Source organism: Nocardiopsis baichengensis YIM 90130, from assembly GCF_000341205.1.
GTDB classification, from domain to species: domain Bacteria; phylum Actinomycetota; class Actinomycetes; order Streptosporangiales; family Streptosporangiaceae; genus Nocardiopsis_A; species Nocardiopsis_A halophila.
On record NZ_ANAS01000011.1, the window covers coordinates 76673 to 102265 of the forward strand.

The following is a 25593-nucleotide window of genomic DNA, read 5'->3' on the forward strand; positions in this document are numbered from 1 at the left end:
ACAGGTGGCACAGTACGAGTTCGGCGTCCTCGGACCGCTGAGCCTCACGGACGGGGACAGGCCCGTGGAGCTCCGCGGCACCAAGCGCCGCGCCCTTTTGGCGCTGCTGCTCCTGCGGTGCGGCAGGACCGTCCCGATCGCCGACATCGTCACCGCCCTCTGGGGGACCGGTGCCGCCCCGGACGCGCGCAAGGGCTCGCTGCAGGTGCACGTGGCCCGTCTGCGGGCGGCCCTGGGCGAGGAGTCCGGCGCGCGGATCCTGGTCACCGGCGTCGACGGCGGCTACCGGATGGAGCTGCCGGCCGACCGGCTGGACCTGCTGCGCCTGCGGGCGCTGCGCACGGGCGCCGACCGGGCCGAGCAGGTGGGGGACGCCCTGCGCGCCTATGAGCAGTTGCGCGACGCGCTGGCGCTGTGGCGGGGCCCGGTCCTGGAGGACGTGGTCAGCGCGGCCATTCATGAGGGCGACGCCCGGCACCTGGAGGACGAACTTCTTCAGGCCGCAGAGCACTGGGGCGCCCTGGGGCTGCGCCTGGGGAGGCACGGTGCGCTCCTGCAGGCCTTCAACCGGCTGGTTCCGCGCTTCCCCGAACGGGAGGAGCTGGTGCGCCAGCACATGGTGGCGCTGTACCGGTCGGGGCGGCAGGGGGACGCGCTCGCGGCCTTCGGCCGGGCGCGGCGCGCGCTGGTCGAGCGCTTCGGTCTGGACCCGGGACACGGACTGCAACGGACGTTCGAGGGGATCCTCAGGGGCGACCTCTCCGAGGCGGAGGCCGGCCCCGCAGTGCCGCGCCAGCGCACCGTGGGAACGGAGAACAGGGGCGGCACGGACGACACCGGGAACGCCGGGGGCACCGGGGACACTGGGGACACCACGGGAGCCGCCGGACCCCAGGCGAAGGCGCCGGCCGGAGCGTCCCGCCGCCAGGGCGCGCCTCCTCCGCGGCGGCCCCAGCCGGTTCCGGCGCAGCTCCCCGCGCCCCACCCCGGTTTCGTCGGGCGCGAGGCCGAGCTGGGGAGGCTGGACCGTCTGCTCGGGCGGCGCGACGGCGCGGCCCGCGCGCTGATCAGCGGCCCGTACGGCGCCGGGTGCACCGCCCTGGCACTGCGATGGGCCGCCGGAGTGGAGGGGTTCCCCGACGGGCGGCTCTACGCCGACCTGAAGGGGGACGAGGACGCCCGCCCGGGGCCGGGCGAGGTCGCGGCGCGCTTCCTGCGCGCACTGGGCGTCCCCGAGCCCTACCCCGACGCACCGGAGGAGCGCGCGGCGCTGCTGCGCTCGGCGCTGGCCGGTCGGCGGGTCCTGATGCTGCTGGACAACGCCCGCAGCGCCGGTCAGGTGCGCCCCCTGCTGCCCGGCTCCCCGCCCGGGGCGGTGATCGTCACCAGCAGGTACTGGCTGGCGGACCTGATCATCCGGGACGGTGTGCAAGCGGTGGAGGTCGGAGCGCTCTCCGAGGAGGAGGCCGTGGCGCTGCTGGCCGCCCGTATCGGCGTGGAGCGTGCCGGGGCCGACCCCGAGGGGGTCCGGCGCCTGGTCGGCGCTGCCGGGCGCCTGCCGCTGCCGCTCAGCATGGCGGCGGCGTGGCTGTCCACCCACCCGGGCGCCGCCCCCGCGGAGCTGGCGGCCCGGGTGGAGGACCGCGATGAGGACGCCCCCGCGGTGCGGATGGCCGCCGCGCTCGGCGGCGATCCGCGATTCCTCATCGGCGGTCGCGAGTAGACGGGGGAGGGCCCGGCGGGGCGATCGTCCCCGTGCACCCCGCCGGGCTCGACGCCCTTCCCCATGGAGCGCCGCTTCCCCCGCGAGCCGTCCGTCCTCCGGCTCGCGGGAGCCGGACCCCTCCCCGTGTCCGGCCCGCTTTCCTCATCGGAGAGGGCGCGGCCGCGGGGAAGCGCCGGCCGTGTCCGCCCCGATGCTCCCCAATGTGCACGAGGCCGCTTTCAGCGCACTGGCGGTCCGCTTTCAGTCGGGCCTTCAGGGGCGTCAGCGCCCCGGAAGCGCACCGCTCGAACCGTTCAGGACCGTTCAGGAGCGTTCAGGAGCGCCGGGAATCGCCCGACGAGGTGCGGACGCGCCCGGAATGGCCGGAAGCGGCCGAGGGGCGTGCGCGGTGGGGCGATCTAGGGTGCCCTCATGGGACGGGATGGTGTGGGCGGTGTGGTGATCGGTACCGACGCGGGCGGAACGTCGACCCGGTGCGTGGTCGCCGACCTGGGCGGGAGGGTGGTCGCCCGGGGGCGTGCGGGCGGCGGCAACCAGTTCTCCAGCGCCGACCCCGCGGCAGCCTTCGAAGAGGCCCTCCGCCAGGCGGTCACCGGGGCGCGTGCGGTGCTGGGCGCTGGGGCCGACGAGGTGGCCGCCGCGGTCTTCGGCGTGGCGGGCGCGTCGGCGGCCGGCCACGCGCGCGCGGCGGAGACGGCGGGGCGGGCCTGGCGGGGCGTCGGCCTTCCGGGGCTGCCGCGCGTGACCGACGACATCGCGGTGGCGTTCGCCGCGGGGACGCACGAGCCCGAGGGGGCCGTCGTCATCGCCGGTACGGGGGCGGTGGCGGCCTACGTGGCCGACGGGAGCGTCCGGCACCGGTGCGACGGGTACGGGTGGCTGCTGGGGGACGAAGGGTCGGCGGTGTGGATCGCCCTGGAGGGGCTGCGCGCGGCCCTCGCCGGCATCGACGGCAGGGGAGGACCGACCGTCCTTTCCGACCGCATGGCCGCCGCTTTGGGCATCGTCCCGGGGGACCCCCAGGAGTTCATCCGGACCGTCTACGCGCGTCTCCCGGCCGAGCTGGGCGGCCTGGCGCCCGAGGTGACCGGGGCGGCGGCGGAGGGCGACGCCCGGTCGGTCCGGATCTGCGATGAGGCGGCCGCCCGGCTCCTCGCGGCCCTGGACACCGTCCTGGCCCCCGGCGCGGCGGCGCCGGTCGTCGTCTCCGGGGCGCTGCTGGCGGGCGGACAGATCGCCGAGCGTGTGCGGGCGGGGGTCCGCGAGCGGTTCGGAACCGGGCCCCTCACGGCGGCCGAGGGTGTGCTCGGCGCAGCCGGCCTGGCCCTTCGCGCCGCCGGTGCGCCCCCCGAAGCGCACGCCCGCCTCATTTCGGGCGGCGGATGACGGGGGAACCGGCCGAATTCACGTCCGCACAGGGCGCGCGCGGGCCCCGGGAGTCGCTAGTGTCGTCCGCATGTCCCAGAAGAACGAAGAGAACGTCGATCCCGCGGGCTCGACCGTCATGTTCCAGAAGTTCGTTTCCGACAACAACGAACCGCAGGCCGCACCGCGTCGGCCCGTCACCCCCTACGTCCTGGCGGGCGTGGGGGCGGTCGTCGCGATCGCCATCATCGTCGGCGTGGTGGTGGCGTGGAGCTGACCGCCGCGGACGGACCGCACGAGGCGCAGTGAGCCCCACCTCCGCACCGCGCGGGGTGGGGACGCCGAACCGCCCGGAACAACCGGTTCGCGACCGGTCCGAGAGGCTGCTAACCTTAACGACGTCGGACGGAGCCGACCAGGCGGAATCCGGCACGCGCCATTAGCTCAATTGGCAGAGCAACTGACTCTTAATCAGTGGGTTCCAGGTTCGAGTCCTGGATGGCGCACAGAAGAAACCCCAGGTCAGACCGGCTTTCGCCCCGGTCCGAGCCTGGGGTTTCGTCGTGTGCGGGCTCCCGGCCCGGGCACGTGGCCCGCCCGGGGGCGGCAGCGAAGTGTCCTGCAGGTGTCGCCCGTCCGTCTCCTCTCCGCCGGTCAGATCCGGTTCGGCGTCGGCAGAGTCGAAATCGGCTTGACCACTCGGAGCCGTGGCCGTCGGTGCACGGCGGCCCGAACGGCCCGCGGGTACGAGCGCCTGAGCACCGGCTCCGAGGCCATGGGCGCCCTGAAGAAGGGGATGCCTGAGGTCCGCGTCGATCGGGCCGAAGGAATGAAGATCCTCTTGAAGGAGGACGGCTCCTGGCGGTCCTTGCTGAGGTCGGCCCAGAGCATGGACACGTCCCTCCAGATCACCGGGCCCCCGAAGAAACTGAGCGCTGGACATGACTGCATCCTCCATTGAGGATCTCCTTTCCTGGCTGGCTGCCAGGAAGGTCGAGGACCTCGTGGTTCCGGGCTACATCGACCGTACGCTGAACGAGGAGCGCCCGTTCCTCAACGTGTGGAACACCAGCGTCTATGTGGTCACCGACGAGGGGGCGCTGCGCATCGAGGATCGGCGGGCGTACGGCCGACTTCGCTTGTCCACGACCGACGGCCTCGCCGACGCTGAACAGGACCTCGACGAAGTCGTGCTGAACAGGGAGTACGGGGAGGAGTTCATGCCGGTGTCCCTGGAGTGGCAGTTCCTCGCTGACGGGCGTGACTTCAACACCCTGACCCGGGCCAAGTATGCGGCCGGGCCGGACTCCCGCCCTGAACGGGGCGTGGTCGACTGCATCGAGCTCGTCTTCGACGACTGCTGCTGTCTGTTCGTCGCTCCAGAGTGGGACGGCCTGAGTCTCGGTTCCCACGGCGCCTTCGCCCGCTGGACCGATTACCTGCACGAGGATCCCGAAGGCCTGCGCCGTGTGGTGGAGTGGATGCCCTCTTCCTGAACACGTCCTCGGCCTGTTCCTTTCCGCTCGGTACCGGGTCCGATGGAGGCTGGTGGGATGCGCCGAGGTCGTGTCCGCTGGAGTGGTGGAACTTTGGGCGTCGCCCGTGTGAGCGGTGCGGCCGCTGCGGCGCGATCGGCGGCCCCGCCCCGGGTGCGCGCCGCCTCCTCGCGGTTGATCTCGGGAGAGTCGGGGTAATACTCGCCGGTATTACCCCGACTCTCCCGAGATCAACGGGGGTGTCGATGCGGGCGGCCGGGGCCTCGGTGGAGGAGGCGGCGCGCAAACCGTCGCGTTTCCCGCTCCGCTCCTGCGCTGAGAACGCCGGGCTGAGAACGCCGGTCGGCCGCCGGGCAGATCGAGAAGGTTAAGGACCGGTGTTCGGACCGCAGAAAACGCCCCCTGCCAGACCGACCGGCGGGCGGTCCGGAAGGGGGCGTCGCCGCGCGGCGCGGGCCGCGCCCCCGTGGCGATGACCGCGCCGTCGTCGATGGCCGCTGTACGGGCTGTACGGGAAGCAAGGGGCGGCGGCCGCTCTTCGCCGTTGCCGACGCGAGCGGCCGCCGGACCTCTCTCCGCCCTCCCCAGCCGGCGCCCGAGGCGCCGGCTGCCGTCCTGGTCGGGCAGGGAACGCACCCTCGCCGCCTCGCGTGCGGTGGTGCCGCTTGATCCACGGCCCATCCTTCCCTCCGGCGGCTGTGGTCCGGTTGGACTACGGTTGGATCTCCCGCGCCACCCTGGACGCGGGAGCCGACGGCGGGCGCGGGGCCCGCCGGGGAAGGGAGCGCATGCGGTTCTCCATCCTGGGACCGCTTCAGGTCCGCGACGGCGACGGGCGTGAGGTGCGCCTGTCGCCCAAGCTCGCCGGGGTCGCCTCGGCGCTGCTGTGCGCCCGGGGGGCGCCGGTGGCCGACGAACGGCTCATCGACGTCCTGTGGGAGGACGACCCGCCGCGCTCCGCCCAGAAGAGCCTCCAGGTCTACGTGCACCACCTCCGGCAGGCCCTGGGCGGGACGGCCTCGGTCGCGCGCGGGCCCGGCGGCTACAGCATCGAGCGCTCGGAGGGCGACACCGACGCCGAGCGCTTCGACGGCCTGGTCGGCCAGGGGCGCCGCGCGCGCGAGCAGGGCGACCCCGCGCGGGCCGCCGCCCTCCTCCGCGAGGCGCTGGGCCTGTGGAAGGGCCCCGCCTTCTCCGGACTCGACTCCCTGCCGGTGGTGCGCGACGAGGCCGCGCGCCTCAACGAGCTGCGCTGGACCTGCACCGAGGAGCTGATGGACGCCGAGCTCGACCGGGGCCGCCACGCCGAGGTCGTCGCCGAGCTCACCGCCCTGGTCAACGAGCACCCGTTCCGCGAGCGCCTGCGCGCCCGGCTCATGCTGGCGCTGCACCGCTCGGGGCGGTCGGCCGAGGCGCTGGAGGTCTACCGCACCGGGCGCGGGCTGCTGGTCGGGGAACTGGGCACCGAGCCCGGCCGCGAGCTGCGCGACCTGGAGCAGGCCGTGCTGCGCGACGACCCGGCGCTGGCCGCCCCGGAGGCCGAGGGGGCGCCGCGTCCCGGCACCACCGGCACGCCCGTCGCCTCCGTCCCGCTCCCGGTGCCCGCGCAGCTCCCGGCCGATCTGCCCGACTTCACCGGCCGCGAGCGCGCGCTGGAGCGCATCCACGCCCACCTGGCCGGCGGCGGCCCGGTCCCGGTGGTCGCGGTCTCCGGGATGGGCGGCGTCGGAAAGACGGCCCTGGCCCTGCACGCCGCGCACGCGCTCGCCGACGAGCACCCCGACGGGCGGCTCTACGTGGACCTGCGCGGTGCCGAGGCCGAGCCGCTGGCCCCGGCGCAGGCCCTCTCCTTCCTGCTGCACGCCCTGGGCGTCGACGGGGCGGGCGTGCCCGACTCCCTGGACGCGCGGGCCGCCCTGTTCCGCAGCATGGTGGCGGGGCGCAGGGTGCTGCTGGTGCTCGACGGGGCCGCGAGCGAGGCCCAGGTGCGGCCGCTCCTGCCGGGCGCCCCCGGGGCGACCGTCCTCGTCACCGGCCGGCCCCGGCTGACCGGCCTGGAGGGCGCGCTCCTGGTGGACCTGGAGGTGTTCACCCCCGAGCACGCGGTCGAACTTCTGGGCAGGATCGCCGGGAAGGAGCGGGGCGAGCGCGAGCCCGCCGCCGCCGAGCGGATCGTGCGGCTGTGCGGCCACGCCCCGCTCGCGGTGCGCATCGCCGGGGCACGGCTGGCCGGGCGCCCCCAGTGGCGGCTGGCGCGCATGGTGCGCCTGCTGGAGGACGAGCGCCGCCGCCTCGACGAGCTCGCCTCGGGGGACAGGGCCGTGCGGGCGAGCTTCGCGCTGAGCCACCGCGCGCTGGGGGAGGGGGCCAAGCGCGCCTTCCGGCTGCTGGGGGCCCTGGAGGTCCCGGACTTCCCCGAATGGGCGGTGGCCGCGCTGATGGACGTGTCCACCGACCAGGCGCAGGAGTACATCGAACAGCTCGTCGACGCCCGGCTGCTCACCATCACCGAGACCCCCTGCGGCGGCCTGCGCTACCGGATGCACGACCTGATCCGGTTGTACGCGCGCGAGCTGGGCGAGTCCGACGAGCCCGAAGAGGAGCGGAGGGCGGCGCTCAGGCGGGCCTTCGGCGGGTGGCTGTGGTTGGCCGAGCAGGCCACCGAGTACATCCCGGGGCCCTGTTACGCCACCCTGCACGGGCAGGCGGTCCGGTGGCCGCTCCCGGCGCCGGAGGCCTCCGAGGCGCTGGCCGAGCCGATGCTGTGGTTCGACGCCGAGTGGCAGTCCATGGCGGCGGCGGTGCAGCAGGCCGGGGCGCTGGGCATGCACGAGGCCGCCTGGGACCTGGCGGGGTGCCTGGAGAAGTACTTCGACGTCCGGGGGCGGTTCGACGACTGGCGGCGCACCCACGAGAGCGCGATCGCGGCCTGCCGGGCGGCCGGCGACCGGCTCGGCGAGGCCGTGCTGCGGCGCGGGCTGGCCGACCTGACGACGTGGGCGACACCGCAGGGGCCCGGCGAGGCGATGTCGGGGATGCGGTCCGAGGCCCAGAGCGTGCTGGAGATGTTCACCGAGCTGGGCGAGCCGCGCGGGGTCGCCGACGCCCGGGTGATGGCCACCTGGGGGCTGGTCTCGCGGGGCGAGGCGCGCGCGGCGCACGAGTCGGCGCGGGAGGCGCTGCGGATCGCCGAGGAGGCCGACTACCTCGGCGGCCGGGCGCGCGCCTACCACGTGATGGCCGTCGCGGCCCACGAAGAGGGGCGCCTGGAGGACGCGGTCGCGCACCTGGAGAGGGCGCTGGAGCTGGCCCGGCTGCTGGGGAACTCGCGGTTCGAGGCGACGGCGATGCAGTTCCTCGGGGCGGCCCAGGCGCTGTCCGGCCGGGTGGAGACCGGCCGCTACCACCTGGTGCGCGCGCTGGACATGGCGCGGGCGATGGGGGACCGGTACGCCGAGGTGTTCTCCCTGATGTACCTGGCGCGGCTGTACACCGCCCTCGAGGACCCCGAGGCGCTGCCGACGGCGGAGACGGCGGTCGCGCTGAGCAGGCGCCACGGGATGAACCACCACCTCGCGGACTCCCTCTCGGTGGCGGGCGAGGCCCATCTGGTGGCGGGCTGCACGGCCGAGGCGGTCGCCGCGCTTGAGGAGTCGGTGCGCCTGTGGCGGACGCGGGGGTGGTCCTCGTTCCTGGCGGGCGCGCTGGAGGCCCTGGCCCGCGCCTACGAGGCCGACGGCCGCCCGGCGGCCGCAGACCGGACCCGCACCGAGGCCCAGGCCCTCCAAAGCCCGGCCCAGGACGCCCTGTGAGCGGGACGCGCGGCGACCAGGACGCACTGTGACCGGCGGCGGCGACCCCACGGGCACTGTGACCCAGTAGGCAGCCGGGATGGTCCGGCCACCCCGGAGAGTCCGGTAAAGTTGAACCCGTCGCCGACAGGAAGCCCCAGGGCAGCCGGACGCGGCGGGCGCCATTAGCTCAATCGGCAGAGCAACTGACTCTTAATCAGTGGGTTTGGGGTTCGAGTCCCTGATGGCGCACAGAAGAAACCCCAGGTCGGAACCGCTTTAACGCGAGTCCGCCCTGGGGTTTCGTCGTGTGTGGGCTCCTGGCGCGCTCCGATGCCGCCCCCTGCTCAATCGAGTTCGGCTCTGGGCGCAGGTCCAATGGGGCGGGTGGTGCAGGAACGGGGAGCACCGGTCACGCCGGCTCGGGCGTGCATCCCCCGTTGCAGCGGCGTTCCAGCAGGACCGTGTCGCGCCAGCGCCCGTCCAGGCGGGCGATGCGTTCGCGGATGCCGACGGTGCGGAACCCGGCCGAGTGGTGCAGGGCCAGGCTCGCCTTGTTCTCCGGGAAGATCGACGTCTGCAGGGTCCACAGCCCTTCGTCGGTGTCGGCCCCGGTGACCTGGCGGTGGATGAGCGCTTTGCCCACGCCCTGACCGCGGGCGTCCTCGGCCACGTAGACCGACGTCTCGGCCACGCCCGAGTAGGCGGCCCGGGGTGAGACCGGTGCGGCGGCGGCCCAGCCCGCCACCCGGCCGTCCCGCTCGGCGACCCATCGGTGGCCTTCGAGCCACTCGGCCTCCAGCTCCTCGGCGGTGGGCGCCTCGGTCTCGAAGGTGGCGTCGCCGGTGGCGATGCCCTCGGCGTAGATCCGCCGGACGTCCTCGGTGTCCCCCGGCTCCATGGCGCGCACCGACACGTCGGCGGGCAGGTCGGTGGGGCAGCAGGGGCGCGAGGCGAGCAGTCCCATGACCGCGTCGGCCGCGTGCGGCAGGCCGGTGCAGCAGGCGGGGTTGATGTGCACCCGGGTGGAGGTGCCCTCCTTGGCCAGGACGACGAACCCGACCTCGGCGAGCTTGCGCAGGTGGTGCGAGACGGTGGGCTGCCCGATGCCCAGGGCCGCCGCGAGTTCGCCGACCCCGGCCGCGCCCGGCCAGGCCGCCACGGTGTGCAGGAGGCGCACCCGGGTGGGTTCGGCCAGGCAGGCGAACCAGGAGGCGTAGGCCGCGGCGTCGGCGGGGTCGAGGTCGGGCGGGGCGGGGTCGTGCGTCAGCGTCATGGAACCAGTATCGACCATGATCGATGGTTGATTCCATCGATGGGGATCGATAAAGTTCCATTCGATCGACCGACATCGATGGAAGGTGGAGCGTCATGGTGCCGAAGAATGCGGAAGGGCCACCGGTCGTGGTCGTCGGCGCCGGGCCGGTGGGACTGGCCGCGGCGGCGGAGCTGGTCGACAGGGCCGTGCCCGTGGTCGTGCTGGAGAAGGGCGCGCGGGCCGGCGCGGCGGTCGCCGAGTGGGGGCACGTGCGGCTCTTCTCCACCTGGCGCGACCTGGTCTCCCCGGCCGCGGAGAAGGTACTCGCCGGGACCGGGTGGCGGCACCCGGATGAAGGGTCGTACCCGACGGGGGCCGACTGGGTCCGCGACTATCTGGAGCCCTTGGCCGAGGCCCTGGGGGAGCGGGTGCGCTTCGGCACCGAGGTGGTGGGGGTGAGCCGCCGGGGCCGCGACCGCGTGGTCGACACCGGTCGCGAAGAGGAGCCTTTCACGGTGCGGGTGCGCACGGCCGACGGGGCCGAGGAGCGCCTCCTCGCCCGGGCGGTCGTCGACGCCTCGGGGACCTGGGGCGCCCCCAACCCGCTGGGCGCCGACGGGCTGCCCGCGCTCGGCGAGGCCGCGGCCGACCGGGTCTCCTACCGGGTCCCCGACCTGTCGGAGGAGGCCGTGCGGGTGCGGTACGAGGGACGGCGCACGGCCGTGGTGGGCAGCGGGCACTCGGCGCTGACCGCCCTGGTGCACCTGGCCGAGGCCGCCGAGCGCGACCCGGGCACGCGCGGGGTGTGGGTGCTGCGCCGGGGCGAGGTGGGCGACGCCTTCGGCGGCGGCGCCGACGACCAGCTGGCGGCCAGGGGCGCGCTCGGGCGCCGGGGGCAGCGGGCCGTGGAGTCCGGGAACATCACCGTGGTCACCGGTTTCCGGACCGCGGAGGTCCGCACGGGCGCGGCGGGGACCGTGCTGGTCGGCGAGGACGGCCGCGAGCTCGACCCGGTCGACGAGGTCGTCGTGCTCACCGGGTTCCGCCCGGACCTGTCCCCGCTCTCGGAGATCCGCCTGGCCCTGGACGCGACCCTGCAGGCACCGGTGGGGCTGGCGCCGCTGATCGACCCCAACGTCCACTCCTGCGGCACGGTCTACCCGCACGGCGCCCGGGAGCTGTCCCACCCCGAACCCGGCTTCTACCTGGCAGGGATGAAGTCCTACGGGCGCGCGCCCACGTTCCTGGCACTGACCGGGTTCGAGCAGGTGCGCAGCATCGCCGCCGCGATCGCGGGCGACCGCGAGGCGGCCGAACGGGTGGAGCTGGTCCTGCCCGAGACCGGGGTCTGCAAGGGGTCGGGCCTGCCCGACGCTGCCGAGGCCGCCGAGGCCGACGCCTCCGAGACGGAAGCGGACTCCGGCGGCTGCTGCGGCCCGGCCGCGGGCCCCCAGCCGGTCGAGTCGCCGCTCCCGGTCTCCTCCGGGCGCCAGTGACAAGCCCCCCGGGGCGGTGGCCGGACCCGCGCACGACACGGGACCGGCCACCGCCCCGGCCGCTGCGCGAGGGGAGGGGACGGGCGGCCGTCAGTCCTTGACGGCGACCTGGAGCCCGTGTTCGTAGGGCAGTCCGTCGTACGTCCGGACCCTCGTGAACCCCACCCGGCGCAGCCACCCCTCGTAGTCGGTCGCCGGGTAGGCCATCCCCTCGCCGCTGGCCAGGATGTTCAGGTACAGCGACAATCGGGCGGAGATGATCCCGCCGCTCTCGTCGGGTGCGGCGTTGTACCCGTAGAGGAAGACCTTCCCGCCGGAGGGAAGGGCCTCGTACGCCTTCGACAGCAGCCGGAGGATCCTCTCTTCGGAGAACACTTCGAGGACGTGGCTGAAGAGGACCGCGTCGCACCCGGTGGGGAAGTCCTCTTCGAACATGTCGCCGGCCCGGAAGAGCACCCTCTCGGCGAGGTCCGCCGGAAGGGCCTCGCCCGCCCGCTTCACCACGCTCGGCAGGTCGAAGACGGTCACCCGGGCCTCAGGGGAGCGCCGCGCGATGCTGATCGCCGTCGTTCCGTCCCCGCCGCCGACGTCGAGCAGGCTGCGGACGGCGGACAGCTCGGCGTTCTCCACCAGTCCGGGCATGGACTGCAGCGTGAAGGCCGACATCGCGGCGTGGAACACCGACTCCAGCTCCCGGTCGTGGGACAGCCGCGCGTAGAGGGAGTCGCCCGCCCCGGTGTAGTCGTCCAGGGCCGCCTTGTTCGTGCCCGCCCGCAGCCCTCGGGTGGTGTGCGCGAACGCCGGGTAGTAGATCCGCTGCCAGCCGATCAGGATATGGCGCCAGCTGTCCGGATCGTCCGTCGACAGGTGCTCCTCGGCGACGGCGGAGTTGCGGTAGACGTCGCCGTCCTTGTCGACCAGTCCGGTCGAGCACAGGGCGAGCAGAAGGACGCGGAGCTTGTGCGGGGGCACCCCGGTGGAGGCGTGGACGTCGTCGAGCGTCGCTTCCCCGCGTTCGGCGAGCAGCCCGAACAGGTCGAGGTCGAGGCCGGCCACGATGGCGTTGAACAGGGCCGGGGCGTTCGCGATGAGTTGGAAGCGTTCGAAGAGGTCGTCGTTGCGGCGGGGTTCGGGCAAGGGACCTGCCCCCTTCCGGGGTGAGAGCGGGCCGGGGGTTAGGAACGGGCGGTCCGGGCATCGCCGAAGAGCCGTTCCACGCGTTGCCGGTACTTCTCGGCGGAGGCGACGTCGTCCACGACGATGCAGTAGATGACGTCCCTGTCGTCGGTGTGGAGGTCGCTGACGAGGACGACGCCCGTCCGGCTTTCGTGGTCGTAGGCGAGTCCTTCGGCCGACAGCCGGGCGACGGCGCTCTCGAACGAGGGCACCACGAGCCCGACGTGCTCCACGAGGACCCGGCTTCCGGGGTAGTCCCGGCCGACCACGCGGTGCCCCACGATCGCGTAGACGTGGGTCGACCCGGTGACCCTCCCGTTGTACTCGGTGAAGAACAGGCGCCCGTCGGGGGTGACGACGGCGTCCATGCTCACTCGCCCGCGGTGCCCCATGTCCCACAACAGGCGGCCCATGCGGCGGCTGTGGACGGCGAGCTCGCCGCGTGCTCCGGAGGGCAGGCGGCACGCCGGCATCACCTGGCCGCGCGGTGTCGGCGCGTAGATCAGCTCCCCCTCGCCCGCGAGCTCCACCCCCGCATCGGTGAGCAGCAGCTCCGCGAACACGGACGCGGAGTCGGGGAAGTACCTCTCGACCACCAGCCTGTGGCGGCCACCGCTGGTCAGCCGGTCCCACTCCGCTTCGAGATGCTTCCGGGCGGACTCCGGGTCCGGCAGCACGACGGCCCGCGGAGCGCCCCGGGGGGTCACCCCTCCGTGTCGGCTGAGGATCTCGTTCCCCTTGCTCGCTTGGCGGTACTCGTGCTTGACGATGACCGGCGCGCCTGCGCCGAGCAGCCGCTCCACGACGTCATGGGCCATCGACGGGTCGCTGCAGACGGCGCCTTCGGGCACCGGGACCCCGGTGCCGGAGGCGAGGGCGCGGAAGGCGGCCTTGCTGTTCGCGAGCGCACCACCGGACTGCATGATGAAGTCGCCGCCCGGTACCGCGTCCCCGATTCCGAGGGCGCGCGCCAGGGCGACGATTCGCGGGTCGGGGTACAGCATGACCACCTCGTCCACGGGGCGGCCGGCGATGGCCTCGTGGAGCGCCCGGTGGAACGACGGGTCGGCGATCCGCTCCGCCGACAGGTGCTCCTGGGAGTGCACGCGGGCGGGGGGAACGACGATGCGCAGCGATGCGGGGTCCGTTCCGGTCAACGAGGTGACGTAACCCAGGAAGACGTCGGTCGGGGCGTGCGGGAGGACGACGGTGTCGCCGTCCTCGGCGAAGAAGAGCGTGCGCTGGGCGTACCAGCAGGCCGTGGCCTCCCGCGCGCGGTCCGCCCCGTCCAGCTCTTCGGTGAAGTCGTTGCCGATCAGCAGTCGAGACATCTCATCCCCACTCGTTAGGAAGGCTCGGTCACTCCGTCCGGGAGGGCGCGTCGGGTTCGGAGCTGTTCTCCACGGCGAGCCGGCGTGCTCCCAGCACCGCCGCGCCCAGGGCGGCCAGCGCGCACACCGCCGGGAGCGCGAGGGCGCGGCCCGAGCCCAGTTCCTCGGTGACGACTCCGGCGGCCCATCCACCGACCGCGACACCGGTCGCCATCGCCGTGGTCTCGATGCTGATCCCTTCGGTCAGCACCCTTGAGGGCAGCAGGCGCTCCATGAGGACCACGCCGGCGATGCCCACGGGGGCGACCGTGAGTCCGACGACGAACATGGCCGCCGCCAGGCTCCACATACCGCCGGCCAAGGGCAGCAGCCCCAGGGCGACCGCCTGGGCCGCGAGGCACCGGATCCACAGTCGGTCGGGAGGCAGCTCCCACGAGCGCGCCCCGTACCACAGTCCGCCGAGCATGCTGCCGACGGCCAGCACCGCCAGGAGCGGACCCGTCGCGCCTTGGGAGCCGAACGCCTCGGTCTTCGCGACCACGGCGAGTTCCAGCGCTCCGACGATGGCCCCGGCGAACAGCATCGCGACCGCGATCACCGCCATGCCCGGGACCACGAGGGCGGATCCGCGTTCGCCGGGTGCGCCCCGCGCGGGGGGTTCGGTGTTCTTCTGCAGGGCCATGGCGGTGGCGCCGCCGACGGTCATCACCAGGCAGGCGGCGATACCGGCGAGATGGTGGACGCCGGTCGCCAGTGCCGTGACGATGACCGGGCCGGAGATGAAGGCGACTTCGTCGACGATCGCCTCGAACGAGAAGGCGGTCTGCACCTTCGCCTCGCCCGCCCGGCCGTCCCCGCGCTGCAGGATGTGCGCCCACCGGGTCCGCACCATCGTCCCCGTCGAGGGGCGGGAGAGCCCGGCGAGGGCGCCCGCGGCGCAGAGCACCGCGAGCGGCGCCCCGTACTCGGCCGCGGCCATCAGGGCCACGAGGCCCACGAAGTGCAGTGCGGCCAGCGCCAGCAGCACCCGGCGCTGCCCGTGCCGGTCCACCGTCCGCCCCACCACCGGGGCGGCGACCGCGTAGCCGACCATCGTGGCGGCCGCGACCGTGCCGGCGGCCGTATAGGACCCGGAGACCGTCGAGACCAGCAGGACGACCCCCAGCCCGAGCATGGCGACGGGCAGCCGGCCGACGAACGCGGCGAGGGAGAATGCGGCCGCTCCGGGGACGAGGAACAACTCTCGATACTTGTGGATCACCGATGGTTCACTTCTAGACGGGCCCTTCGGCGTGCGTTCAGTGGTCGCATTCGGTCAGCCGTGCGCCATGTGCGCTGAGGCCGGGCCGTGCCGCCCGGTCGAGCGGCCCAGGTCGTCGCGCATCGTTCTGAGGAGCCGGACGGCGTCGTCCCGCTTGGTCTCCGGCGCTTCATTCCCGAGGTATTCGGCCAGCCCACGGGCCGCATCCTCGTCGATTTCGGCCCTCAGATCGCTCAGGACGTTCGCTGTGGTCCTCTGGGGGAAGTGCATCGCCTTGGCCGCGTCGAGGAACCGTTCGGCCACGTCGTCGGCGATCCTGTTCCGCTCGACCCCGGCCTGGAGGGCGAACCGGAAGTCGACCATGGGCGTGGAGAGCGCGCGGAGGCTCTCGGGATCGTAGACGATGGCGACTTCGTCGTCGGCCTCGATCTCCCCTGAGGCGTAGGCCTCGTAGATCCGTCCCACTCCGACCACACCGAACGGGGCGCACTCCACCGCCCGCAGCGCCCCCATGCTGGAGGAGCCGTAGACCGCTATGCCCGCGTCCGCGGCCCTGAGCACCTCCTTGGGGGAGACCGAGAGGTCGCTCAGGAAGCGACCGTCGACGATCCCGATGGCGCATGGCGGCTCATCCCGGCCCATCACGGAATCGATGTCCCCGCGCGCGATCGGAGGCAGGTATTCGGCCTCCAGCTCTCGGGAAGCGGATTTGTGGTCGAGACTGGGACCGAGGAAGACGACCGGGTACATGGTCTCCCCAACTATCGGAAATTCGGCCTCGCGGCACGGCGCCCCGGTGCTTCTCAGACCGAGGCCGTCGCGTGCCCCTCCTCCTCGGCGGCCAGCGACCGGACGGCTCGGCGCCACGCCTCCCCGCCCCGGGCGCCGATGCGGCCCTGGTCCGTCGCCCAGGACTCCAGGACCGGCACGATGACGCGGACGACGCCCACCGGTATCTGCGGAGGGGACAGGTCGACCGCGATCACCCGGTCCGCCCCCGCCGACTCCAGCCGCGACAGCATCAGCGCCACGTCCTCCATGACGTCGTCGGAGGGGTGCGACTCCACCTCGTCCAGTCCGACGGTCCGGTCCGCCGGCTGCCAGGCCCACGAGCCCTTGTCCACCGTGGAGGAGCGCCGCACGTGCATCTCGTACTTGGACACCTCGGAGCCGGGGAGGCTGATGTCCTCGCGCATGGCCTGGACGTCGACGGCCCGGGCCTGGGCGCACTCGGTCAGGGCGCGCAGCAGCGCGACCTCGGCGTCGGGGTGGGTGCCGTAGCCTGCGTGGCCCCGCGAGGTGCGGTCGCCGATGTCCTCGCTCGTGGCCGCGAAGAAGCCGGGGATCCCCAGATCCGAGGTGATGTCGGCGATGCGCACCTCGACGCCGGCCGCCGTGAACCGCTCCACCGCGCGATGGGCACGCGGTGGGAGGCCGTCGAGGCGGACGTGGGGGTGCAGGCCGCGGAGGCGGTCGACCGCGCCGGCGGTGGCACCGCCCAGGTGCCCGTCCTGTTCCAGCACCTGTGGCAGGTAGTTGCTGACCAGTTCGGCGAGGGTCATCGAGTCGCGCTCGATCACCTCGCACAGCGCATGGCAGAGCGCCTCTTCGATGCTGTTCCCCGACGCGAGCCCGTTGGTGGTCGTGATCCGGTAGCAGGGCTGCTCGTGCAGGCGCGCCTGGTAGGCGGCCCCGTCCTGCGGAACGAGGACCGACTCCTCGTTGAGCAGGTCCCAGCCCCGGACCCAGGAGATCGGCCCGTCGTCGCGGTAGTCCCGGGTGAGTTCCAGGTTGCAGTCCCCGGGGTGCAGAACGTTCCTGCCGGCCGCGGCGAGTTCGTCATAGGAGGAGACGAGGTCGGGCCGCAGCGGCAGCCAGGCGGAGAAGCGCTCGATCGCCTCCATCGCCGCGCTGATCCTCGCGTCGACCGGACGGAACCCCTTCCCGCTGTAAACCGAGATGCTGTCGTTGGAGCGGGGGATGATCGCGCTGTAGACGGGGATCCCTATGTAGTCGAGCCCGGTGATGTCGGCCAGGCGGGTGATCCCCGCGCGCCGCAGATGAGGTGCGATGTTCTGCCAGGTCTCCTCTGCGGCGATCTCCCGGTGCACACCCGGCCCGGACGTCTTCTTCACGTGCGAACGCAGTTCCATGGGCCCTCGTCGGCGAATGGGGGGCGGACGTCGCGGAACGCCCAAGGGAGACGGATGAACGCCCCCTCGGGCGCGCTCACTGGTCCCCGTGTGGCGGGGGACCCGCGTGCCTCCTCTCAGGCGACTGCCACTGAGAGCGGGCGTGCTAGCGGACCGTCTGGGCCTTCGGTGCGGCGAAGAACGAGTCGCCGACGCCGCGGACCGTCTGGGCCTTCGGTGCGGCGAAGAACGAGTCGCCGACGCCGCGGACCGTCTGGGCCTTCGGTGCGGCGAAGAACGAGTCGCCGACGCCGCGGACCGTCTGGGCCCTCGGCGCGGTGAAGAACGAGTCGCCCGCGCCGCGGACGGCCGTGCCGGCCCGCGCCTCCAGGAACGACTGCAGCCGGTCGGGCCCCAGCTCGGCGAGGCCGTTCAGATCCCCGCAGGGCCGGGAAACCTTTTCAGACATGTCGAGTCTCCTTTGGAATCCTCCGTGGTCATTCCGATCCGGAGTGCTGAAAAGCGCAGAATGAAAATGCATCGGAGAGTGGACGGGCGTCGACCGCTCTCCGGTGGGCATCCGTTGATTCCGCACGGCGGGGCCGACGCTACCCGGCGCTCGGGCTGCATGGCAGTAGCCCTTGAGTGAGGAAAGACTGTCCGGTCGCCGGACCTGCTGCAGGAGGCCGGTTCGAATGATTGCTTCTTTGTGGGGTTGACGCGTTTGAGCGCCTCTTGTAATTTCGCTGAATGCCCTGGTTTCGAAGGAGGCGGGAATGCTGCTGAGCAGTTTCGACGAATGGTCTCCGCTCAAAGAAGTCGTCGTCGGTTCGGCCGCCAATTACACCTCCCATGAGCGTGAACTCTCCTTTGAACTCTTCTTTCACGAGCACCTGAAGTCGGAGTGGTATTACCCCCGGCTGTCCCCTGCGCGCGACGGCGGCGGGCGCAGGCCCGGCCGCTCGCCGATCAAGCAGCGCTACGTCGACGAGCTCAACGAGGACCTCGAAGGGATCGCCAAGACGCTGGAGTCGCTCTCGGTCAAGGTCCTGCGCCCGATCGACGTGCACGAGTCGACCGCCGAGGTGAGCACGCCCGCGTGGTCGGCCGCCGTCGTGCCGCCGCTCAACGTCCGCGACATCGCGCTCGTCCTGGGCGACGAGATCATCGAGACCTCGCCGATGATCCGGTCCCGCTACTTCGAGACCCAGTTCCTCACCGGGATCTTCGCCGACTACTTCCGCCGCGGCGCGCGCTGGACGGTGATGCCCCGGCCGCTGATGACCGACGCCTCCTTCGACCCCTCGTACGCGGACAACGCGGCCGGCGGCCCGATGGAGCCGGTCGCCGGCCGGGAGCCCTCCCCCTACGACGTCGGCTTCGAGATCATGTTCGACGGGGCCCAGTGCCTGCGCCTGGGGCGCGATGTGGTCGCCAACATCTCGACCGCCAACCACGCCATGGCGGTCGACTGGCTGGAGCGCCACCTCGAAGGGCGCTTCCGGATCCACCGGGTCCACCGCCTCAGCGACAGCCACATCGACAGCATGGTGCTGGCCCTGCGCCCGGGCACCCTCCTGGTGCGCTCGGAGGAGGTGGCCGAGTACCTCCCCGAGCCGCTGCGCAGGTGGGACAGGATCGTGGCGCCCGCACCCGGCGAGGACGCCTTCCCGCGCTACGAGGACGACGACCTCGTGCTCACCACCCCGTTCATCGACCTCAACGTGCTGTCGGTGGACCCGGAGACGGTCCTGGTCAACGAAGCGTGCCCGGACCTGGCGCGGACCCTGGAACGGCACGGGTTCACCGCCGTTCCCGTCCGGCACCGCCACCGGCGGCTGTTCGGCGGGGGCTTCCACTGCTTCACCCTCGACACGGTCCGGGAGGGCGGGCCCGAGGACTACCTCTACGGCTGAGATGGGGTGTGGCGTCCGGCCGGACCGCCGGCCTCAGTACCCCCGCCACTCGGGCGGGCGCTGCTCCGCGAACGCGAGCGGCCCCTCCTCGGCGTCCCGGCTGCGCATGCGCTTCTCCTCCCACGCGTACCGGGTGGCGAAGGCCTGTTCCACCGACATGCCGGCCGACTTCGCGGCGGCCTCCTTGATGGAGCGGACGGAGAGGGGCGAGCAGCGCAGGACGTCCCGGACCCAGCCGTCGGCGCAGGCGCGGAGGTCCCCCGGCGGTACCACCTCGTTGACCAGCCCGAGCTCGTACGCGCGCGCGGCCGTCATCCGGCGCCCCGTCATCAGGTACCCCATGGCGGTCGTGAAGGGGATCTGCCGGGACAGCCGGAAGACGCCCCCCGCTCCGGGAACGAGTCCGCGCCGTGCTTCGGGAAGGGCGAACTCGGCGTCCTCGGACGCCACGACGATGTCGCAGGCCAGAGCGAGTTCGAACCCGCCTCCCAGGGCGTATCCCCGCACTTCGGCGATGAGGGGTTTGACCATATCGAAGCGTTCGGTCAGCCGCGGCCACCCCGGACGCCCCCGGCTGCCGAACGTGGTGGGCTCCGCTTCTCCCGACCGGATCTGCGCGGCGCGCTCCTTGAGGTCCTGCCCGACCGAGAAGGCGCGCTCCCCGGCGCCGGAGAGGACACCGACCCAGATATCGTCGTCGGCTTCGAAGTCGTCCCAGACCTCCGCGAGTTCTTCGTGCATGCGGGTGTCCATGGCGTTCAGCACGTGGGGGCGGTCGAGGGTTATGCGTGCGACGCGGCCGTGTTTCTCGTATCGGACTCTGGGCCCCTGGCCGGCTGTTTCCGTTTCCGCCGCGGGAGAGCTCATGGGGCCCAAGTTATCAACGGCGGTCTTCTCCAGGTAGTCCCTTGATGAGAGGGGAGGGCGAAAAGACTGATGAGAGGCGTCCGAGCTCCGGATACGGAGGGCGCGGGAGGGTGTTCCGGCGCTGGAACGCCCGAATCGCACCCGCGGATCACCGCGGTCGGTACCGCTCTGCCTCCGCATTCCTATACACAGCACGAACTGCTGGAGATCTTCGGGATCGAGGAGCCCCGGATCAGGTCGGTGTTCCTGAACAGCGCGATCGACCGGCGCCACCTGACCCTGCCTCCGAAATCCCCGAGCGGGGGAATGGTGCAGGAGACGCAGGGGGACCTCCTGCGCAGACATGTGGACAGCGGCCTGTCCATGGGGGCCTCCGCGATCCGGGCGTGCTTGAAGCGGGCGGGCGCGGACGTCTCGGACGTCCGGTACCTGTGCTGCGTCTCCTCGACGGGGTTCATCACGCCGGGGTTCAGCGCGCTGCTGATCAAGGAGATGGGGATCCCCACCGCCACTTCGCGCCTGGACGTCGTGGGCATGGGGTGCAACGCGGGGCTCAACGCCCTGGGAGCGGTGGCGGGGTGGTCCGGGGCCCGCCCCGGGGCGCTCGCGCTCATGGTCTGCATCGAAGCCTGCTCCGCCGCCTACGTCTTCGACGGGACGATGCGCACGTCGGTCGTGAACAGCCTGTTCGGCGACGGTGCGGCGGCGGTCGCGGTCCAGGCCGGCGCCGAGCCCGCCGGGGGAGGGACCGCAGGGGACGGGGCCCGAGGGGGCGCGCCCGCCCTCCTCGGGTTCGCCAGCGAGATCGTCCCCGAGGCCTCCGAAGCCATGCGCTACGACTGGGACGAGACCCACGGCCGGTTCAGCTTCTCCCTCGATCCGGACATCCCCTATGTCGTGGGGGCGCACGCCGCGGAGCCGGTGCGGCGCCTCCTCGCGGACGCGGGACTGCGCCGCTCCGACATCGCGCACTGGATCGTGCACTCGGGAGGCAAGAAGGTCATCGACGCATTGCGCGTCAATCTCCGGCTCACCCGGCACGACCTGCGGCACACCACCGGTGTGCTCCGGGACTGCGGGAACCTGTCCAGCGGATCGTTCCTCTTCTCCTACGAACGCCTGCTCGCCGAGGGGGCGGCGGTCCCGGGGGACCACGGGGTGCTGATGACGATGGGCCCGGGATCGACGATCGAGACGGCGCTGCTGCGGTGGTAGCGGCACCGAGGGAGAGGAGAGGAGCGCAGGGCATGAACGCGCGCAGTGACATGCACGAGATCGACGAGGAGTTCGAGTTCACGCTGGAGGTCGACGGCACGCGCCCGCTCGCCGAGCTCACCGCGGCGCTGAACGGGGTGTGCGACCGCGTCGAGGAGGCCTCCGGGCCGGCGGTCGTCGTCCTGTGGCCCGGCCCCACCTCACCGGACGGCCGCTCCTGGCCCGGGAAGGTGGAGATCCGGGAGGTCGGCCGCTGGGAGAAGGCCGTGCGGCGGCTGGAGCGCCTCGACGCGGTGGTCATCGGGGTGATCCGCGGGACCTGCGGCGGCCCCGCGCTCGACCTCCTCCTGGCGAGCGACTACCGGATCGGGAGCACGGACATGCGGCTGCTGATGCCCGTCAATGAGGGCCAGTTCTGGCCCGGCATGGCGGTGCACCGGCTGGTCCACCAGGTGGGGGCGGCGCGGACGCGGCAACTGGTGCTGTGGGCCGACGGGATCACCGCCGACCGCGCCGGCGAGCTGGGGCTGGTCGACGACGTGGCCGCGCAGGTCGCCGACTCGGTGCGGGCGGCGGCCCTGCTGCTCGGCCGCATCGCCGGCCCGGAGCTCGCGGTCCGGCGCCAGCTGCTCATGGAGGCCCCGACCACGGGCTTCGAGGAGGCCCTCGGCGCCCACCTGGCCGCGTGCGACCGGGAGCTGCGCCGGTTGGGCGGCGCCGAGCCGGAGGGGGCGCGTCCATGACGGCACCGATCGCCGCGCGGGTCGAGGACTGGCGCGCGGCCATGCCCGCGCAGAAGGGCGCACTCGCCGACGATGCCGCGGCACTGGCGGGGTTCGTCCGCGCGGGTGAGGAGCTGCTCGCGGCGCTGCCCGAACGGCGGGACCGCGACCGGGGACGGCAGCGCACCGCCGACCGCGTCCTGGGGGCGTGCCGCGCGCTGCGGGGCCGGTTCATCGGCCTGCACGCCGACGGGGTGTACGAGGCTCTGACCCGGGGCGGGGAGCGGAGGGAGCGGCTGTCCGACCTCGCCTTCGCCGCCGCCGAGGCGTTCCCCGGCCTGGTGCCGACCCGGGAGCAGCTCGGCGCGGAGCGGCGGCACGTCCAGGAGGACAAGGAGGGCCGCGAGATCGACCAGGGCGTCTTCTTCCGGGGCCTGCTGCGGTCGCCGGACGCCGGCCCCCGCCTCATGGAGTCGATGCTGGCGCCCTCCCCGCGTGCGGAGCGCCTGCTCCCGGACTTCCGGCGGTCGGGACGGCTCGACCTGCCGACCGTACGGCTGAGGCGGAGCGGGCGGGCGGCCCATCTGACGCTCTGCAACGAGCACTGCCTGAACGCCGAGGACGACCGGCTGGTCGATGACCTGGAGACCGCCGTCGACCTGGTGCTCATGGACGACGGGACCGGCGTGGGCGTCGTCCGCGGAGGCGTGATGACCCACCCGCGCTACCGGGGACGGCGCGTCTTCAGCGCCGGCATCAACCTGTCGGACCTGCACGGCGGCAGGATCTCCTTCGTCGACTTCCTGCTGCGCAGGGAGATGGGGTGCCTGGGCAAGCTGATGCACGGGCTGCACCCGGAGCCGGACGCGGACGGCCTCACCCGGCAGGCGGTGCACAAGCCCTGGGTCGCCGCGGTGGACGCGTTCGCGATCGGCGGCGGCATGCAGCTGCTCCTGCTCTTCGACCGCGTCATCGCCGAGAAGGACGCCTACTTCAGCCTTCCGGCCGCCCAGGAGGGGATCGTTCCGGGCGTGGCGGGTCTGCGCCTGGGCCGGTTCACGGGGAGCCGGCTGGCGCGGCGGATCATCCTCTCGGGGCAGAGGATCCGGGCCACGGACCCGGAGGCCGGCCTGGTGTGCGACGAGGTCGTGGACGCCGACGCCGTCGAGGGCGCCGTGGAGCGGGCGGCCGAGGAGCTGGACGCCCCGGCGGTGGTGGAGAACCGGAGGATGCTCGCCCTCGCGGAGGAGCCGCCGGACCGGCTCCGGGAGTACCTGTCCGAGTTCGCCGCCGTCCAGGCGTCCCGGCTCTACAGCAAGGACGTCCTGGACAAGGTCGCAGCGGCGTGGTCGCGCAGCGGCCGGGCGCGGAAGGGGGCGGGTGACGGTGCTGATCGACGGGGCTGACCTGCACGGGTCCCTGCACCATCCGGTCCTGGGGTCCATCAACTTCCTGAACGAGATCATGGACCGGTACCCGGACGCGGTGTCCCTGGCGCCGGGAGCCCCGCAGCTCGCCCCGGTCGGGGGTGCGGACATCGCCGCCTGCGTCGACCGCTTCCTGGACCACGTCCGCTCCGTCCGCGGCGTGGACCGGGAACGGGCGCGCAGGCTCCTCACCGAGTACGGTCCGGCGCGCGGGCTGATCAACGACATCGTCGCCGACGCCCTGCGAGCGGCCGGCCACGTCGATGTCCCGCCCGAAGCGCTGGTCATCACCGTCGGCGCGCAGGAGGCCATGCTGCTCACCCTGCGTACCCTGTTCCGCCCGGGACGCGACGTGCTGGCCGTGGCCGACCCGTGCTTCGTCGGGATCGCGGGGGCGGCCCGCCTCCTGGACATCGGCATCGTTCCGGTCTCCGAGACCGAGGACGGCATCGACCTCGACCGCTTGGCGGCGGCGTGCCGAGAGGCCAGAGGGCGCGGGAAGCGGATCCGTGCGCTCTACGCGGCCCCGGACTTCTCCAACCCGTCGGGAAACCTTCTGGACCTCTCCCACCGCAGACGCCTGCTCGACCTGGCGGAAGCAGAGGACTTCCTCATCCTGGAGGACAACGCCTACGCGTTCACAGCACCGCCGGGGCAGGAGCTCCCACCGCTCAAGGCGCTCGACGGGGGCGGGCGGGTGATCCTGATCGGCACCTTCGCGAAGGTCTGCATGCCCGGGGCCCGGGTCGGATTCGTCGTCGCCGACCAGGAGGTGCGCTCCGGCGGCGGAGAACGGTCCTTGCTCAGCGACGCCATCACCGCGGTCAAGAGCATGACGACGGTCAACACCTCCCCCGTCTCCCAGGCCGTCATCGGAGGGATGCTGCTGGAGCACGGCGGGTCGCTCGACGCGATGGGCCGGCGGAAGGCCGCCCTGTACCGGCGCAACCTCGCCCACCTGCTGGAGGCGTTGGACCGCCGGCTGGCACCCGGGGGCGAGCCGCCGCCGGGGGTGCGCTGGAACCGTCCGCCGGGCGGGTTCTTCGTCCTGATGCGGCTGCCGGTGGAGGCCGGCGCCGAGCTGCTGGAGCTGTCGGCGTCGAAGTTCGGTGTGCTGTGGACGCCGATGGCGCCGTTCCACATCGGCGGCGGCGGGGCGAACGAACTGCGCCTGTCCTGCAGCTACCTCGACCCGGAGGGGATCGACGAGGGGGTCGCCCGTCTCGCCGGGCTCGTCCGCCACGCGGCCTCAGGGCGCGGAGGGGGCGGTGCCGGTGAACGCTGAACGGGCCGAGGCCGAGCTGAACGCTCTGGCGAGCCTGGCCACACCGATGGCGGTCCGGGTGGCGGCGACCCTGCGCCTGGCCGACCGCCTCGGCGGAGGGGCCCTCACCGCCGCCGAGGCCGCACGGGCCGCCGGCGCCGACACCGGGACGCTGGACCGCCTGCTGCGCCACCTGTGCACCGCGGGCGTGCTGCACCGGGACGGGGAAGGGCGCTACTCGCTGACCCCGGTCGGCGAGGTGCTGCGGGCGGACCACCCCTCCGGGGCGCGGGCCAGGCTGGACCTCGAAGGCGCGGAGGGGAGTGCCGACCTGTCCCTGACGGAGCTGCTCCACGCCGTCCGGACGGGCGGTCCGGCGTTCGACCGCTACCACGGTCGGCCGTTCTGGAGGCATCTGGACGCGGACCCGGCGCTGGCGGCCTCCTTCCACCACCGGATGGGAACGGCGGTGGGGCAGGACGCCCCCGCCATCGTCTCCGCGTACGACTGGGGCTCCCTGGGGCGTGTCGTCGACGTCGGCGGCGGGAACGCGACGCTGCTCATCGCGCTGCTCCGTGCGTACCCGGGGCTGCGGGGCGCCGTCGTGGACCTGCCCGGCGGCGTTGAAGAGGCGCGCCGGGGGCTGGCCGCGGCCGGGCTGCGGGACCGGGGCGAGGCGGTGGCCGGAAGCTTCTTCGAACCGCTGCCGGCGGGGGCCGGCGGGTACCTGCTGTCGGCCGTCCTCCACAACTGGGGGGACGGCGACGCACGGGCGATCCTTCGGCGCTGCGCGGAGGCGGCGGGCTCGCGGGGCCGGGTCTTCGTCATCGAGAAGCTCGGTCCCGACGGCCGGGCGCCGAGCACCGAGGCGGACCTGCGGATGGCCGCCTATTTCGGCGGGCGGGAGCGCGACCGCGACGAGATCGGCGAGCTCGCCGCGAGCGCCGGCCTCGCGGCCGTCGCGGTCCACGCCGCGGGGGCCAACGCGGTCGTGGAGTGCGCCGCACGCCGGTGACCGGCGGCCGGGGCGCCGCCGGAGCTCCCTGAGCCGACCGGGACCGGGAGACGGAGGGATGGAGGGGAGGAACATGAACGACGACGCGAGGGGCAGCGCCGCAGGGGAGGGCGCGCCCGCCCGTTGGCGCCCCTG

20 protein-coding genes and 2 tRNA genes are annotated in these 25593 nt (G+C 73.3%); 14 read left to right on the forward strand and 8 right to left on the reverse strand.

Annotated features, from left to right (window positions below; translation table 11 throughout):
- Positions 1-4: 4 nt before the first annotated feature.
- From C892_RS0110835 to C892_RS0110870, 7 genes are all read left to right on the forward strand, one after another.
- Complete coding sequence (locus C892_RS0110835) at positions 5-1723, forward strand: AfsR/SARP family transcriptional regulator (protein WP_017557199.1); 1719 nt, start codon at positions 5-7, stop codon at positions 1721-1723.
- A gap of 414 nt (positions 1724-2137) precedes the next feature.
- Positions 2138-3112 (forward strand): N-acetylglucosamine kinase, encoded by a 975-nt coding sequence (locus tag C892_RS0110840; RefSeq protein ID WP_239647345.1) that lies wholly within the window; start codon positions 2138-2140, stop codon positions 3110-3112.
- Positions 3113-3182: 70 nt separating this feature from the next.
- A complete protein-coding gene (locus C892_RS0110845; protein WP_017537111.1) occupies positions 3183-3368 on the forward strand; it encodes a hypothetical protein in 186 nt (61 codons plus the stop codon).
- 156 nt (positions 3369-3524) lie between these two features.
- Positions 3525-3597, forward strand: a tRNA-Lys gene (locus tag C892_RS0110850).
- A 435-nt stretch (positions 3598-4032) separates the two neighbouring features.
- Positions 4033-4587 carry a hypothetical protein gene (locus C892_RS0110860; protein WP_017557202.1) on the forward strand — a complete coding sequence of 185 codons (555 nt, stop codon included), beginning with the start codon at positions 4033-4035 and terminating at the stop codon, positions 4585-4587.
- Between the two features lie 788 nt (positions 4588-5375).
- Complete coding sequence (locus C892_RS0110865; protein ID WP_017557203.1) at positions 5376-8399, forward strand: AfsR/SARP family transcriptional regulator; 3024 nt, start codon at positions 5376-5378, stop codon at positions 8397-8399.
- Positions 8400-8557: 158 nt separating this feature from the next.
- Positions 8558-8630 (forward strand) — tRNA-Lys (locus tag C892_RS0110870).
- Positions 8631-8790: 160 nt separating this feature from the next.
- On the opposite strand, the gene C892_RS0110875 is transcribed toward C892_RS0110870, so the two are convergent.
- Positions 8791-9654, reverse strand: a complete 864-nt coding sequence (locus C892_RS0110875) for a helix-turn-helix domain-containing GNAT family N-acetyltransferase (RefSeq protein ID WP_017557204.1) — start codon at positions 9652-9654, stop codon at positions 8791-8793.
- Between the two features lie 95 nt (positions 9655-9749).
- On the opposite strand from C892_RS0110875, the gene C892_RS0110880 reads away from it, so the two are divergent.
- Complete coding sequence (locus C892_RS0110880) at positions 9750-11132, forward strand: NAD(P)-binding domain-containing protein (protein ID WP_026124292.1); 1383 nt, start codon at positions 9750-9752, stop codon at positions 11130-11132.
- 90 nt (positions 11133-11222) lie between these two features.
- On the opposite strand, the gene C892_RS0110885 is transcribed toward C892_RS0110880, so the two are convergent.
- From C892_RS0110885 to C892_RS0110910, 6 genes are all read right to left on the reverse strand, one after another.
- Positions 11223-12269: a methyltransferase gene (locus C892_RS0110885; RefSeq protein WP_017557206.1), complete on the reverse strand. Its 1047-nt coding sequence runs from the start codon at positions 12267-12269 to the stop codon at positions 11223-11225.
- Between the two features lie 38 nt (positions 12270-12307).
- The gene (locus tag C892_RS0110890) at positions 12308-13639 is read right to left on the reverse strand and encodes a preATP grasp domain-containing protein (RefSeq protein WP_017557207.1); all 1332 of its coding nucleotides are present in this window, start codon (positions 13637-13639) and stop codon (positions 12308-12310) included.
- 28 nt (positions 13640-13667) lie between these two features.
- Positions 13668-14879 (reverse strand): MFS transporter, encoded by a 1212-nt coding sequence (locus C892_RS0110895; protein WP_017557208.1) that lies wholly within the window; start codon positions 14877-14879, stop codon positions 13668-13670.
- A gap of 75 nt (positions 14880-14954) precedes the next feature.
- Positions 14955-15650: a TfuA-like protein gene (locus C892_RS0110900; protein WP_017557209.1), complete on the reverse strand. Its 696-nt coding sequence runs from the start codon at positions 15648-15650 to the stop codon at positions 14955-14957.
- A 53-nt stretch (positions 15651-15703) separates the two neighbouring features.
- Positions 15704-17053, reverse strand: coding sequence for a YcaO-like family protein (locus C892_RS0110905; protein ID WP_017557210.1), 1350 nt, complete (start codon positions 17051-17053; stop codon positions 15704-15706).
- 145 nt (positions 17054-17198) lie between these two features.
- Positions 17199-17501 (reverse strand): thiovarsolin family RiPP, encoded by a 303-nt coding sequence (locus C892_RS0110910; RefSeq protein WP_017557211.1) that lies wholly within the window; start codon positions 17499-17501, stop codon positions 17199-17201.
- 307 nt (positions 17502-17808) lie between these two features.
- Here C892_RS0110910 and C892_RS0110915 point away from each other — a divergent pair, with 307 nt between their 5' ends.
- Positions 17809-18948, forward strand: a complete 1140-nt coding sequence (locus C892_RS0110915) for an inosamine-phosphate amidinotransferase (RefSeq protein WP_017557212.1) — start codon at positions 17809-17811, stop codon at positions 18946-18948.
- A 33-nt stretch (positions 18949-18981) separates the two neighbouring features.
- Here the strand turns inward: C892_RS0110915 and dpgD are convergent, their stop codons facing one another.
- Positions 18982-19815, reverse strand: coding sequence for an enoyl-CoA-hydratase DpgD (gene dpgD / locus C892_RS0110920; protein WP_083932530.1), 834 nt, complete (start codon positions 19813-19815; stop codon positions 18982-18984).
- Positions 19816-19884: 69 nt separating this feature from the next.
- On the opposite strand from dpgD, the gene dpgA reads away from it, so the two are divergent.
- From dpgA to C892_RS0110945, 5 genes are read left to right on the forward strand one after another with little or no spacing between them, the layout of a single operon-like run.
- Positions 19885-21030, forward strand: coding sequence for a 3,5-dihydroxyphenylacetyl-CoA synthase DpgA (gene dpgA / locus C892_RS0110925; RefSeq protein WP_338040840.1), 1146 nt, complete (start codon positions 19885-19887; stop codon positions 21028-21030).
- A gap of 32 nt (positions 21031-21062) precedes the next feature.
- Positions 21063-21773 (forward strand): enoyl-CoA-hydratase DpgB, encoded by a 711-nt coding sequence (gene dpgB, locus C892_RS0110930; protein WP_017557214.1) that lies wholly within the window; start codon positions 21063-21065, stop codon positions 21771-21773.
- Positions 21770-23158, forward strand: a complete 1389-nt coding sequence (gene dpgC, locus C892_RS0110935; protein WP_017557215.1) for a (3,5-dihydroxyphenyl)acetyl-CoA 1,2-dioxygenase DpgC — start codon at positions 21770-21772, stop codon at positions 23156-23158. Before dpgB ends, dpgC begins: the two co-directional genes overlap by 4 nt.
- Positions 23133-24464: an aminotransferase-like domain-containing protein gene (locus tag C892_RS0110940; RefSeq protein ID WP_017557216.1), complete on the forward strand. Its 1332-nt coding sequence runs from the start codon at positions 23133-23135 to the stop codon at positions 24462-24464. Before dpgC ends, C892_RS0110940 begins: the two co-directional genes overlap by 26 nt.
- Positions 24448-25458, forward strand: coding sequence for a methyltransferase (locus tag C892_RS0110945; RefSeq protein ID WP_026124293.1), 1011 nt, complete (start codon positions 24448-24450; stop codon positions 25456-25458). The genes C892_RS0110940 and C892_RS0110945 overlap by 17 nt, the downstream gene beginning before the upstream one ends.
- Positions 25459-25593: the final 135 nt, after the last annotated feature.

What these genes read in the sequence shown, in the direction of transcription:
- C892_RS0110840 (WP_239647345.1), top strand. Translation starts at nt 2,138, where the DNA reads ATGGGACGGGATGGTGTGGGCGGTGTGGTGATCGGTACCGACGCGGGC.
- C892_RS0110845 (WP_017537111.1), top strand. Translation starts at nt 3,183, where the DNA reads ATGTCCCAGAAGAACGAAGAGAACGTCGATCCCGCGGGCTCGACCGTC.
- C892_RS0110860 (WP_017557202.1), top strand. Translation starts at nt 4,033, where the DNA reads ATGACTGCATCCTCCATTGAGGATCTCCTTTCCTGGCTGGCTGCCAGG.
- C892_RS0110865 (WP_017557203.1), top strand. Translation starts at nt 5,376, where the DNA reads ATGCGGTTCTCCATCCTGGGACCGCTTCAGGTCCGCGACGGCGACGGG.
- C892_RS0110875 (WP_017557204.1), bottom strand. Translation starts at nt 9,654, where the DNA reads ATGACGCTGACGCACGACCCCGCCCCGCCCGACCTCGACCCCGCCGAC.
- C892_RS0110880 (WP_026124292.1), top strand. Translation starts at nt 9,750, where the DNA reads ATGGTGCCGAAGAATGCGGAAGGGCCACCGGTCGTGGTCGTCGGCGCC.
- C892_RS0110890 (WP_017557207.1), bottom strand. Translation starts at nt 13,639, where the DNA reads ATGTCTCGACTGCTGATCGGCAACGACTTCACCGAAGAGCTGGACGGG.
- C892_RS0110900 (WP_017557209.1), bottom strand. Translation starts at nt 15,650, where the DNA reads ATGTACCCGGTCGTCTTCCTCGGTCCCAGTCTCGACCACAAATCCGCT.
- C892_RS0110905 (WP_017557210.1), bottom strand. Translation starts at nt 17,053, where the DNA reads ATGGAACTGCGTTCGCACGTGAAGAAGACGTCCGGGCCGGGTGTGCAC.
- C892_RS0110910 (WP_017557211.1), bottom strand. Translation starts at nt 17,501, where the DNA reads ATGTCTGAAAAGGTTTCCCGGCCCTGCGGGGATCTGAACGGCCTCGCC.
- C892_RS0110915 (WP_017557212.1), top strand. Translation starts at nt 17,809, where the DNA reads ATGCTGCTGAGCAGTTTCGACGAATGGTCTCCGCTCAAAGAAGTCGTC.
- dpgD (WP_083932530.1), bottom strand. Translation starts at nt 19,815, where the DNA reads ATGAGCTCTCCCGCGGCGGAAACGGAAACAGCCGGCCAGGGGCCCAGA.
- dpgA (WP_338040840.1), top strand. Translation starts at nt 19,885, where the DNA reads ATGAGAGGCGTCCGAGCTCCGGATACGGAGGGCGCGGGAGGGTGTTCC.
- dpgB (WP_017557214.1), top strand. Translation starts at nt 21,063, where the DNA reads ATGAACGCGCGCAGTGACATGCACGAGATCGACGAGGAGTTCGAGTTC.
- dpgC (WP_017557215.1), top strand. Translation starts at nt 21,770, where the DNA reads ATGACGGCACCGATCGCCGCGCGGGTCGAGGACTGGCGCGCGGCCATG.